Annotated in this window: 11 protein-coding genes; 6 read left to right on the forward strand and 5 right to left on the reverse strand. The window is 52.3% G+C overall.

The genetic code is table 11. The annotated features are described in order from the left end of the window. Positions 1-136: 136 nt before the first annotated feature. Complete coding sequence (locus ACQ3G7_RS12085; RefSeq protein ID WP_430889963.1) at positions 137-1,753, forward strand: peptide ABC transporter substrate-binding protein; 1,617 nt, start codon at positions 137-139, stop codon at positions 1,751-1,753. A gap of 441 nt (positions 1,754-2,194) precedes the next feature. Then, positions 2,195-2,383: a YdiH family protein gene (locus ACQ3G7_RS12090; RefSeq protein WP_061496138.1), complete on the forward strand. Its 189-nt coding sequence runs from the start codon at positions 2,195-2,197 to the stop codon at positions 2,381-2,383. Positions 2,384-2,451: 68 nt separating this feature from the next. Here the strand turns inward: ACQ3G7_RS12090 and ACQ3G7_RS12095 are convergent, their stop codons facing one another. Both ACQ3G7_RS12095 and ACQ3G7_RS12100 read right to left on the reverse strand, forming a co-directional pair. Continuing rightward, positions 2,452-3,672, reverse strand: a complete 1,221-nt coding sequence (locus tag ACQ3G7_RS12095; RefSeq protein ID WP_430889964.1) for a GGDEF domain-containing protein — start codon at positions 3,670-3,672, stop codon at positions 2,452-2,454. A gap of 96 nt (positions 3,673-3,768) precedes the next feature. Next, positions 3,769-5,904: an EAL domain-containing protein gene (locus ACQ3G7_RS12100; protein WP_430890135.1), complete on the reverse strand. Its 2,136-nt coding sequence runs from the start codon at positions 5,902-5,904 to the stop codon at positions 3,769-3,771. Positions 5,905-6,359: 455 nt separating this feature from the next. Between ACQ3G7_RS12100 and ACQ3G7_RS12105 the strand changes: the two genes are divergently transcribed. The 4 genes from ACQ3G7_RS12105 to dbpA all read left to right on the forward strand — a co-directional run bounded on the left by ACQ3G7_RS12105 (position 6,360) and on the right by dbpA (position 10,529). Continuing rightward, positions 6,360-7,541, forward strand: coding sequence for a methyl-accepting chemotaxis protein (locus ACQ3G7_RS12105; RefSeq protein ID WP_430889965.1), 1,182 nt, complete (start codon positions 6,360-6,362; stop codon positions 7,539-7,541). Between the two features lie 143 nt (positions 7,542-7,684). After that, a complete protein-coding gene (gene zntB / locus ACQ3G7_RS12110; RefSeq protein ID WP_430889966.1) occupies positions 7,685-8,668 on the forward strand; it encodes a zinc transporter ZntB in 984 nt (327 codons plus the stop codon). Between the two features lie 275 nt (positions 8,669-8,943). Continuing rightward, a complete protein-coding gene (gene ynaL, locus ACQ3G7_RS12115; protein ID WP_430889967.1) occupies positions 8,944-9,093 on the forward strand; it encodes a proline-rich small protein YnaL in 150 nt (49 codons plus the stop codon). Positions 9,094-9,155: 62 nt separating this feature from the next. Next, positions 9,156-10,529 carry an ATP-dependent RNA helicase DbpA gene (dbpA, locus tag ACQ3G7_RS12120; RefSeq protein ID WP_430889968.1) on the forward strand — a complete coding sequence of 458 codons (1,374 nt, stop codon included), beginning with the start codon at positions 9,156-9,158 and terminating at the stop codon, positions 10,527-10,529. Between the two features lie 43 nt (positions 10,530-10,572). On the opposite strand, the gene ttcA is transcribed toward dbpA, so the two are convergent. From ttcA to ACQ3G7_RS12135, 3 genes are all read right to left on the reverse strand, one after another. After that, a complete protein-coding gene (gene ttcA, locus ACQ3G7_RS12125) occupies positions 10,573-11,508 on the reverse strand; it encodes a tRNA 2-thiocytidine(32) synthetase TtcA (protein WP_430889969.1) in 936 nt (311 codons plus the stop codon). A gap of 159 nt (positions 11,509-11,667) precedes the next feature. Next, entirely contained in the window at positions 11,668-11,994 is a 327-nt protein-coding gene (locus tag ACQ3G7_RS12130; RefSeq protein ID WP_263100718.1) for an antibiotic biosynthesis monooxygenase family protein, read from the reverse strand. 71 nt (positions 11,995-12,065) lie between these two features. Next, complete coding sequence (locus tag ACQ3G7_RS12135; RefSeq protein WP_061496124.1) at positions 12,066-12,278, reverse strand: KTSC domain-containing protein; 213 nt, start codon at positions 12,276-12,278, stop codon at positions 12,066-12,068. Positions 12,279-12,392: the final 114 nt, after the last annotated feature.

The following is a 12,392-nucleotide window of genomic DNA, read 5'->3' on the forward strand; positions in this document are numbered from 1 at the left end:
GCGAGGCAAATCATGCCACGCCGGTTAAATTGCTGTCCATCATCAATGTTTCTCCTCTCGCCGTTTGCATTCCTTCGTTTTAAAACAAATAATTACCTAATCTTTCGCCGGGAATGACATATTACAAGGGGATCCCATGACGCATCGACTTTCCATGCTGAGCTGCGCGCTCTGGCTGTGCGGTTTTTCTTCCGTTTCACTGGCCGCAGATGTGCCGCCGGGAACGCAACTGGCGGCAAAACAGGAACTGGTTCGGCATATTAAAGATGAACCGGCAACGCTGGATCCCGCCAAAGCGGTCGGCCTGCCGGAAATTCAGGTGATCCGCGATCTGTATGAAGGCCTGGTTAACCAGAATGAGAAGGGCGAAATTGTTGCTGGCGTGGCGTCTAAATGGCAAAGCAGCGATAACCGCATCTGGACCTTCACGCTGCGTGATAATGCGAAGTGGTCAGACGGTACTCCCGTTACCGCGCAGGACTTTGTTTACAGTTGGCAGCGGCTTGTTGACCCGAAAACCACCTCGCCGTTCGCCGGTTTCGCTGCCCTGGCGGGGATTGCAAACGCTAAAAACGTCACCGACGGTAAAATGACGCCGGACCAGCTTGGCGTCAGCGCCGTGGATGCGCGCACCTTGCGGGTGCAACTGGATAAACCGCTGCCGTGGTTCCCCAGTTTAGCGGCCAGTTTCGCCTTCTACCCGGTACAGAAGGCCAATGTTGAAAGCGGTGCGGATTGGACGCGTCCGGGTAATCTGGTGGGGAATGGCGCGTATGTGCTGGTCGATCGTGTGGTCAATGAAAAACTGGTGCTCGAACCGAATAAACAGTACTGGGATAATGGCAAAACGGTGATCCAGAAGGTGACCTTTGTGCCGATCAACCAGGAGTCGGCCGCCACCAAACGCTATCTGGCGAACGATATCGACATTACCGAGTCGTTTCCGAAAAACCTCTATCAAAAATTGCTGAAAGACATTCCGGGGCAGGTCTATACGCCGCCGCAGTTGGGCACGTATTACTACGCGTTTAACACCCAGAAAGGGCCAACCGCCGATGCACGAGTACGTCTGGCGCTGAGTATGACCATTGATCGGCGCATCATGGCGGAAAAAGTTCTGGGTACCGGTGAAAAACCGGCCTGGCGTTTTACACCGGATGTGACGGCCGGGTTTGAACCGCAACCGTCGCAAATCGAGCATATGAGCCAGGCGGAACTGAACGCACAGGCAAAAACGCTGCTACAGGCGGCCGGATACGGGCCACAGCGTCCGTTGACACTCACCCTGCTGTATAACACTTCCGAAAACCACCAGAAAATCGCCATCGCGGTGGCATCGATGTGGAAAAAGAATCTTGGCGCAGAGGTGAAGTTGCAGAATCAGGAGTGGAAAACCTACATCGATAGCCGCAACAGCGGGAATTTTGACGTGATCCGCGCATCATGGGTAGGGGACTACAATGAACCCTCTACCTTCCTCTCCGTGTTAACCTCCACCAGCAGCAGCAATATTGCGCGTTTCAACGATGCGGGTTACGACAAAGTGCTTAACCAGGCGTCGCTGGAAACCAACGCCAAAGCGCGTAATGCGGATTATAACGAGGCGGAGCACATCATTGCAGAGAAAGCGCCGATTGCGCCAATCTATCAATACAGCAATGGGCGTTTGATCAAGCCGTGGCTCAAGGGCTATCCGATTAATAATCCGGAAGATGTTGCCTATACGCGCACGATGTATTTGCTGAAACACTGACAAAAAAATCCCCTTACATCACGGGAAGTAAGGGGAAACTCATTGATTACGGAATGGTTCCTGTCTAAGCAGGAGTACATTAATTTTACTTAAGGAATGTGAAGGCACAATGGAGGAAATAAGGAGACAATATCGTTACAATTTGCGATCTGCTTGTTCCTTCAGTAAAAAAAAGCCCGCTACATTGAGCGGGCAAAAAATACTGGAAGCAATGTGAGCAATGTCGTACCAAATACCCGACTGATTCACTCAGGTATTTGGTGTTGAGAAAGATAATCTTTATCATTTGATGCTGCAACCCCTTTTTTCGTGCGGATGACGGTTTTACCGCTCCCAGCCGTCTCTTTGCTGATGTAAAGCCACCGCCTTTACGATTTTGGTCAAAAAACAAGCATACAATTGTGCTATAGTGGTGAGGTTTTCATCACCTACGAGGACATTATGGAGAGTGAATTAGACCCGACCCGACTGGCTATCGAGTATCTGCGTCGTGATAAAAGCGCATTGACCCCGGCTGAGTACTTAAAAAAACTCAAACAGCTCAGGCTGGAGTTCGAGGATTTGCTTACGCTGTCGCACACGGAACTGAAAGAAGAGATCGATTTTGCCTGGCGGCTGGGTATCCACTAATTTAACGCAAGGCTGTCATTCAGCGAAAAGATGCGCCCGCAGCACGGGCGCTTTTATTTTGCCTGCGTTCAGGCGGCAAGCACCTGGTTGCGGCCATTATTCTTCGCGCGGTACAGCGCTTCATCCACCCGTTTAAACAGCGTATCCAGGCTTTCATTTGGCAGATGGCGGGCAACGCCAATGCTGACGGTGAAACCCGGCAGACCCGGCATGGTGATACTGGCAACAGCCTGACGTACCGCTTCCGCTACCTCTAATGCGGCATCAATGGACGTGTGGGGCAGTAAAAGCAGAAACTCCTCGCCGCCCCAGCGAAACACATGATCCCCGCTACGGCAGGTCGCTTCAAGGGTACGCGCCAGGGCGATAAGTACCTCGTCGCCACGCTGATGGCCGAACTGGTCGTTGATATGTTTAAAGTGATCGGTATCCACCAGCAATAACGAGAAATCCGGCGAGTCAGGCTGGCTTTGTTCCGCGAAGTGGTAAAACTGCCGCCGATTGAGCAGACCGGTCAGCGCATCCCGGTGCGCTGCGTATTCCAGCTCCTGCTCAAGGCGTTTTTGCTCAGTAATATCATGAATGATGCACAGCATCAGCCGCTCGCCGTAAATCTCAATCGGCCCGGCGTAGGTCTGAACGTGCCGCGTGGAGCCATCTGCAAGCTGGTGGATAAAATTTAACGGCTTATGCCCGCCCGGTAGCCGGGAGATTTCCGACATAATTGGCAAAACGCTACGCCCAAGGGTATTGATTTCCCAGGTGTGTTTCTGGCACATCGCTTCGCGATCGTAGCCATAAAAATGCAGCGCCGCGAGATTGGCATCAACGATTTTGCCATCGCGGGCCGTATCGATAAGCAGCATGGGTGCGGACGTCGTATAAAAGAAGCGGGCGTAAAAACCTTGTTTACGTGGTTGATAAGCCGCCGCACGGCTGGTTTTAGGGATAGTGGGCGTCAGACCGTAAATCCCTTCGAAGATCAGCACGCTGCCAACATCATCCAGTTCACGCAGTGAGGCCCGGCAACTGAGGCTGGTCTCTTCTGAGACCGGGCCGATGCTCCAGATCTCGACCACCTCATCCTGGTTTTGCAAACCGGGCAGATACATTGACAGGCTGTGTTGCGCATAGGCCGAGTAGGTTCCATTGCGCATTTCACTGAGTGTGCGGCCCGCCGCCAACTTTTTCGCCTTTTTATTGGCAAACAGTAACGCTTCCGTATCGGGGATAATCACCCACACCGGGGTGTCAAGAATATCCAGGGCTTCCAGGTGATGTTTCAGCATCGCTACTCCCCGTATTGCGCACGTTGCCAGCTTGCAACAGGTATATCATCGCGGCAATGTTATTACTTCATTGCAACATACCTGAAAAATAAGATGTTATGCAGGTTTTTTTTGTGACGCCTCTGAACATTCCAGTGATAAAGCAAACGTTTTCTGATGGAGCAGCGCTGAGATTTTTTCAACGGGTAAGGGGCGGGCAAAGAGAAAACCCTGCATGTACGAACATCCGAGGTGGGTCAGTAGCGCATGTTGTTCCTGTGTTTCAATGCCTTCCGCTACCACGTGCATATTCATGGAGTGGGCGATATCGATAATGGTCGAGACGATTTTGACATTCCGGCTGTTATCGCGAATGTCTTTCACAAAACTTTTATCGATTTTCAGTTCCGTTGCGGGGAGTTTTTTCAGCATCAGCATATTGGAATAACCGGTGCCAAAATCATCAATGGCCACGGTGATCCCCAGTTGTGAAAACTGGTTCAATAACTGCACGCTACGATCGATATTTTTAAGCGCCGTATTTTCTGTCACTTCCAGTGTTAACTGCGTCGGGTCGATATGATAACGCACCAGCGAGTCAGTAATCAGATCGTAAATGTCATGCTGTTCAAACTGTGTGGGAGAGAGGTTGATTGCCAGCTTAAGCTGCGTGAACCCCTGATTGTTCCAGTGGTGCAACTGGCGGCAGGCGGCATCGATGACCCAGTGGCCAACGGAAACAATTAACCCGGTTTTTTCCAGCAGCGGCAAAAACACGCCCGGCAGTAAAATTCCATGCTGCGGGTGACGCCAGCGCAGCAGCGCTTCGAAACCGCACAGCGTATGGCCCGGAGCGGTGTATTGCGGTTGATACCAGAGTTCAAACTGATTTCGCGACAGCGCCTGCGACAGATCCTGTAAAAAGAGGGGGGCTTCGGCGGTTTTTTGCGCCATCGCCGTGTGATAAATCGCCCAACCGTTACGTCCCTCCTGCTTAACGCTGTACATCGCCGTGTCGGCTTTTAATTTCAGTTCATGCGCCGTTTCACCGTGTTCGGGAAAGTAGCTCACGCCGGCGCTGAGCGAGACATTAATGACATGGCTCAGTTCATAGAAAGGATGCTGGATTGTCGTCACCATACGGCGTATCAGCGTTTCAACCTCTGCTTCGCTGGTGTCAGGCACCAGCAAGGTGAATTCGTCGCCGCCAAGGCGCGCCAGCGACATTTTCTGACTCAGGCAGGCGGAAAGCCGCGTGGCAACGGCCACTAACAACCGATCGCCGATGTGGTGCCCCCAGGCATCATTCACCAGTTTAAAACGATCCAGATCCATATAAATCAGGGCAAAGGTAGTCTGTTCTTCTTTTGCGCGGTTAAGACAGTTCTCCAGCAGGATATCGAGCTGAACACGGTTCGCCAGCCCGGTCAGTGCGTCGTAATACGCCTGTTTTTCCAGTTGTTGATTCAACTGGCGCAAACTGTTGGTCAGGCGGGATGTGCGCAGCTGAGAGTCAATCATGGAGATAAACAGCATGATGCCGAAGATCACCAGCGTCGTGGTAGCAACCCACAGCGATAAACCCAGTTCACCCACGCCTGCGCTCATCAGGTGCAGTGCATGACCGCGCACAATGATTCCGGATCCATCGTTACTGAATGTCGCGCCGCTCATACCGGTGTAATGCACGGCGCAAATCGACATACCCATAACAAACGCGGCGAAAACACGGTTGATAAAGACACTGTGCATATTTTGCCGCAGGCTGAAAGCCAGCCACAATGCAGCGCCTGCGCTGAAAAAAGCGATAACGATGGAGAGCAGGACGCGTGCAATATTCCAGTAAATCGTCACAAACCCCATCATCGCGGCCATGCCGAGGTAGTGCATCGCCACGATGCCCGTGCTCAGAAGCAGCGTGGCAAGCAGCAGATGTTTTTTGGGTAAGGGATTGCTACTGACTGAAATATTGATGGCCAGCGTCGCCGCCAATAAAGCAACCAGGAAAGAGAGAATGGTTAACGGCAGGTCGTAATGCATCATCATGGGGATTTTCATCGCCAGCATCCCGACGAAATGCATCGACCAGATACCCATGCCCAGCGTGGCGCCGCCAGCAATACGCCAGAACAGGGCAATCCGCGGCTCAGATGACATGACTTTCCCGGCGCTATCCAATGCAACAAAAGACGCAATGAACGCCACTAAAAAAGAGATGCCGATCAATATGGGGTCCCACGAAACATAGAGCATCATGCAATCCACACGGACAAAAGTTGTTAACTAATCCTGGCACTAATTTTAGCAGCTAACCTGATGAAATTAATGGTCACGCTCGCTTTATTATTGCAGGTGCGAATTAACTAATTCTGCAAGTTACTTTATTAATCGGCCGGAAGGAAAATAACATTAAATAAAATGAACGGTTTAAGCATTATTTAAATGCATTCAAAAGTGCTACGCCGGAAAAAAGGAACACCAAGGTGGTTAATTCTATATGATATATTTTAGTTTCAGCGCAGGTATTTTTAGTGCAATCCAATGTGTACCACTGGCTTCTGGTGCTGTTTCAGGTTTATTGTGCTGGATTAGCTTAAATCACGGCAATTAAAGGGTGAACATCTTGCTGCATCAGTTTCACCGTGTAAAAGTGGAATACGGATGCTATAAGGATCATAACCCCTCCTGGTGTTTTCGTTGGTGTCATTATGTTAAAGAATATTAGTGTAAGAACATTTATTATTTTATTCATGATTGTCACTTTCATAATTATTGAAATGCTAGTGATCGTCATCGCAAAAAATAGCGTGTTGTTTGTTGCTACCAGCGTCGTTTCACTCACTTCCCTGGGGTTATTGTGGCTATATATGACATATTATTTAGTCACGCCAATTAACACCGTTAAGAAAAGCATTGAAGAGGTAACCTCCGGAAATCTCTCGATTGTTATTCCGGAGTTCGGTAATAACTGCGCCGGACGACTGATTCCTGGCATTAACAGTCTGGCCCGCAGTATTGCGGCACTGGTCAAAGAAATTCGATCATCCTCGGATTCCGCATTGGAGCTGTCGGCACAGCTGGCCGACCGTAGCGAAGAGCTTTCCGTGAAAACCGAACAACAATCTGCCTCTCTGGTGCAAACGGCTTCCAGCATGGAAGAGATGGCATCAAGCACCAAAAATAACGCCGACAATACCCGGCTGGCCAGTAGCCGGGCAAAAGAGGCCAGTGCAAGCGCCCTGAAAGGCGGGACGTTAATGGGCCAGGTGGCGCAGAATATGCAATCCATTACCGACTGCGCCGACCAGATGACGGAAATCATCTCCCTTATTGACGGCATTGCCTTCCAGACCAATATTCTGGCGTTGAACGCAGCGGTCGAGGCCGCGCGGGCTGGCGATCATGGTAAAGGTTTCTCGGTGGTGGCGGAGGAAGTCCGCAATCTGGCACATCGCAGCGCCGAAGCTGCGAAAAACATCAAGACGCTGATCGCCGTAACGACCAACAACGTGACGCAAGGGGCTGCGGTTGTGGGTGAAGCCGAGCAGAACATGCATGATATTGTTTCCGGGGCCAGCGTGGTCAGTAAATTGATGGATGAGATTGCCGTTACCACCCTGCAACAAGAGAAAGGCATTTCACAAATTACGCTGGCGCTGGCTGAACTGGAACAGGTCACGCAGAGTAACGTGACAATGGTGGATGAGCTGGCAGGCTCTTCCGATGTCCTGAAACATCAGGTTGAGGAGTTACAGCACCGTACCGGTAAGTTCCGCCTTGAGGCAGGAGGGCGCACTGTGGCGACGCCTCCGGCGGATAAGCGGCTTGCTCCGGCACCGGCTGCTGTGCCCGCGGTGGGTAATCAGGAAAATTTCTGGCACTCGTTCTGAAACGGAGTGCTGTCAGACCTGGCCCGGTTCACCGGGCCTTTTTGTTTTGTGCAAAAATTTGTTAACAAATTCAGCGTGATGATTGCTTAACGCTTCCATACGGCTAGACTGACAAACAACACCATGTTGATTGTGGAGGCGCTGTGGAAGCCATAACAGGAACCGATGTAAACGTGCCGGATGCCGTCTTTGCATGGCTGCTGGACGGAAAAGGCGGGGTAAAACCGCTGGAAGATAATGATGTCATTACCCAGCGTACGCCGTGCTGGGTGCACCTCAATTACACAAATCCGGAGAGCGCCCAGTGGCTGGCATCGACGCCAGTATTGCCAAACAGCGTGCGCAATGCGTTGTCGGGCGAAAGCATGCGGCCCCGGGTGAGCCGCATGGGAGAGGGGACGCTGATCACGCTGCGGTGTATCAATGGCAGCACCGATGAGCGACCAGACCAGTTGGTGGCCGTGCGCCTGTATATGGACGAGCGGATGATCGTCTCGACGCGTCAGCGTAAGGTCCTGGCGCTGGATGATGTCGTTAGTGAGCTTGAGGAAGGCACCGGGCCTGTTGACTGTGGCGGCTGGCTGGTGGACGTTTGCGATGCGTTGACCGATCACGCCAGTGAATTTATTGAGTCGCTGCATGACCGAATTATCGATCTCGAAGATAATCTGCTCGACCAGCAAATTCCGCCGCGCGGTATTCTGGCGCTGCTACGCAAGCAGTTGATTGTGATGCGCCGCTATATGGCGCCGCAACGCGATGTTTTTGCCCGTCTCGCCAGTGAACGGTTGCCGTGGATGAACGACGATCAGCGCCAACGGATGAAGGATATCGCGGAGCGGTTAGGCCGCGGGCTGGATGAAATTGATGCCTGCATTGCACGTACGGGCGTCATGACCGATGAGATCACTCAGGTGATGCAGGAGTCGCTGGCGCGCAGAACCTATACCATGTCGTTGATGGCGATGGTGTTTTTGCCCAGTACGTTTTTGACCGGGCTTTTTGGCGTAAACCTGGGGGGAATTCCCGGTGGTGGGTGGCATCTTGGCTTCTCACTATTCTGCCTGATGTTGGTCGTGTTGATCGGGGGTGTTACCTGGTGGTTGCGGCGTAGTAACTGGCTGTAAAATTTAACCTTTTTAACAAAAAACGAACATAAAAACACCATGTAACTTGCGCCAGGTCAATATATGACATACCTATTCAGGGCAATATTTCTCTCGCAGGTGAATGCAACGTCAAGCGATGGGCGTTGCGCTCCATATTGTCTTACTTCCTTTTTTGAATTACTGCATAGCACAATTGATTCGTACGACGCCGACTTAATGAGTCGGCTTTTTTTTTGCCTCCGCGCCATGAGCTTCTACCTTTAAGGTGTTATCTGTCCTTTATGGAGGTCAATATGTCGCATCTTACCTTAGTGAATCCCTCGGACTCCTTGCCCACCGATCCGATTCCGGTCGACCCGGTGCCGGTTCCCGATCCGATCCCGCGTCCGCAGCCGTTGCCAGACCCGCCGCCGGATGAAGAACCGATTAAGTTGTCGCGTTAAGCGGGCAGATCTGAGAGGATACGCGCCTGCTGAACGTAAGCCTTTTACCACGAGAATATACTGTGACCGCTTTTTCAACGTTGAATACTCTGCCCGCAGCCCAGATCGATAATCTTAATGAACTGGGCTATCTCACCATGACACCGGTACAGGCCGCCGCGCTGCCCGCCATTCTCGCCGGAAAAGATGTGCGCGTGCAGGCAAAAACCGGAAGCGGTAAAACAGCGGCGTTCGGCCTGGGTCTGTTACAGCATATTGACGCCAGCCGCTTTCAGACGCAGTCACTGATCCTTTGCCCGACGCGTGAACTGGCCGATCAGGTCGCCAGCGAACTGCGCCGTCTGGCGCGATTTATGCCGAACATTAAAGTGCTGACGCTGTGCGGCGGGCAACCTTTTGGCGCACAGCGTGATTCGCTGCAGCATGCGCCGCACATTATTGTCGCCACGCCCGGTCGTCTGCTGGATCACCTGCAAAAAAACACCGTGTCGCTGGATAACCTGCAAACGCTGGTGATGGATGAGGCCGATCGTATGCTGGATATGGGGTTCAGCGATGCTATTGATGAGGTGATCCGCTTTGCGCCGGTCACACGTCAAACCCTGTTGTTCTCCGCCACCTGGCCGGAAGCGATTGCGGCGATCAGCGGCCGTGTACAGCGCGATCCTCAGACCATCGAAATCGACACCGTTGATGCATTGCCAGCGGTGGAACAGCAATTCTTTGAAGTCTCTCGCCAGGGCAAAATTGGCCTGTTGCAAAAACTGCTCAGCGAGCATCAACCCGCATCCTGCGTGGTGTTCTGCAACACCAAAAAAGATTGCCAGGAGGTGTGTGATGCGCTGAATGCCGCAGGTCAGGATGCTCTGGCACTGCATGGTGATCTGGAACAGCGCGACCGCGACCAGACGCTGGTACGTTTTGCCAATGGCAGCGCCCGCGTGCTGGTCGCCACCGATGTGGCGGCGCGTGGCCTGGACATTAAATCGCTTGAGCTGGTGGTCAACTATGAGCTGGCGTGGGATCCGGAAGTCCACGTTCACCGCATCGGGCGTACTGCGCGTGCGGGAAACAGCGGTCTTGCCATCAGCTTATGCGCGCCGGAAGAGGCGCAGCGCGCCAATATTCTCAGTGAAATGCTGCAACTGAAGCTGAACTGGCTTACGGCTCCGTCAAACGTCAGGATCGCGCCGCTGGAAGCGGAGATGGCGACGCTGTGCATTGACGGCGGTAAGAAAGCCAAAATGCGTCCGGGGGATGTGCTCGGTGCGCTGACCGGGGATATGGGGTTAAACGGCGAGGATATCGGCAAAATTACCGTTCACCCGGCTCACGTTTACGTCGCGGTACGCCAGAGCGTGGCGCGCCAGGCATGGAAACAGTTGCAGAACGGGAAAATCAAAGGCAAAGCCTGTCGTGTACGGTTACTGAAATAAACCGGAAAGCCTCTCTGACCGACAAATCAGAGAGGCCGGATGATTACTTCACCTCAATAACGTTAAGTCGCAGCTCGTCCAGTTGCGCATCGTCATCTTCCGGCTGCCAGCCTGCGGGCTGCAGCGGGATCTCTTCCCGGTCGAACGCCAGATCGCCGCCGTTCACCACTTCAGAGCCGTGGTTGATCCCTTTAAAGTCGAACAGATTAATGTCGCTCAGGTGTGACGGCACCACGTTCTGCATCGCGCTGAACATGGTCTCAATCCGGCCCGGATAGCGCTTATCCCAGTCGCGCAGCATATCGGCAATCACCTGACGCTGCAGGTTTGGCTGCGAACCGCACAGGTTACACGGAATGATCGGGAACCCTTTGGCCTGCGAGAAACGCTCAATGTCTTTTTCGCGGCAGTAGGCCAGCGGGCGGATCACGATGTGTTTGCCGTCATCACTCATCAGTTTGGGCGGCATGCCTTTCATTTTGCCGCCATAGAACATATTCAAAAACAGCGTTTGCAGGATATCGTCACGGTGATGCCCCAGCGCGATTTTGGTCGCGCCAAGTTCGGTCGCGGTGCGATACAGAATACCGCGGCGCAGACGGGAGCAGAGCGAGCAGGTGGTTTTCCCCTCTGGGATCTTCTCTTTAACGATGCCGTAGGTGTTTTCTTCTACAATCTTGTACTCAACACCGAGCGTGTCCAGATATTGCGGCAGAATATGTTCCGGAAAACCGGGTTGTTTCTGGTCGAGGTTCACCGCCACCAGCGAGAAGTTGACCGGCGCGCTCTGTTGCAGGTTGCGCAGGATCTCCAGCATCGTGTAGCTGTCTTTACCGCCGGAAAGACAGACCATGATGCGATCGCCTTCTTCAATCATATTGAAGTCAGCAATGGCTTCGCCCACGTTACGACGCAGGCGTTTTTGCAATTTGTTCAGGTTGTATTGTTCTTTTTTGTTAATTTCTTGATTTTGCGACATGAAAAAGGCTCAATTCCGGTTTTTAGCGCCAGCCGGTACGGCACCGCTGACAGACATACGCTATTAGGGCAGGATTGTAGCAATGATTTGCGCCGGAGGCAGGCTTTTATCACGCGGCAGGAAAGAAGGCGGTGTGGATCCACCGCAATGAGAAAGGGATTATTCCGCCATGGCCTGAAACGCATACTCTTTTTCTACCCGGCAAATTCGGGTTGTAAAAGAGTGGTACCACTTTTCCCGTCCGGTTTTCTGGGCCATCAAATGTTCGGCATTCATTTTCCAGTTTTTAATGGCATCCAGTGAATCCCAGTAAGAGACGGTGATCCCGACTTCTTCGCGGGCGGAATCGACGCCCAGAAATCCCGGTTGCTGCACGGCAAGCGCCATCATTCGGTCAGACATCTCGCCATAACCGTCGTCGACGGCAGTGCGTACAGACGTAAAAATCACAGCGTAATAGGGGGTGGGGTGCTGAAACGTTGACATTGCGACTTCCTGAAATGAGTGGGTTAACGCCCTTATCCTGGCAGGAACTGACGGGTCTGACAGCTACCTTTTCAGGCGAGTTTCTTTTCCGGAAATTTGCCCTTAACCACGCCATCATAAAAGCGACCTTTGGACACTACCGTCAAAAACACCGAGAAGATACGTTCCGGCACATCGCGATACTGGTAAATGCTGTTGTCGTGAAAACGAATTTCGAGGATGCGGTTCAGGCTGTCATAACCTACAGAAGCGATTCGTGACGATGTAACGGAATGATGATGCATAAACGTCGCTCCTTGCAGGTGGCATGAATGCTGATTATTAGTCAGCTTTTTGCCGCTGTCATGCGAAATCCGTGCGTTAAAAAAGCCACCGGCGTTAACCGGTGGCTTTTTATA

The organism is Kosakonia sp. N21, assembly GCF_050587465.1.
In the GTDB taxonomy this organism is placed as follows: Bacteria; Pseudomonadota; Gammaproteobacteria; order Enterobacterales; family Enterobacteriaceae.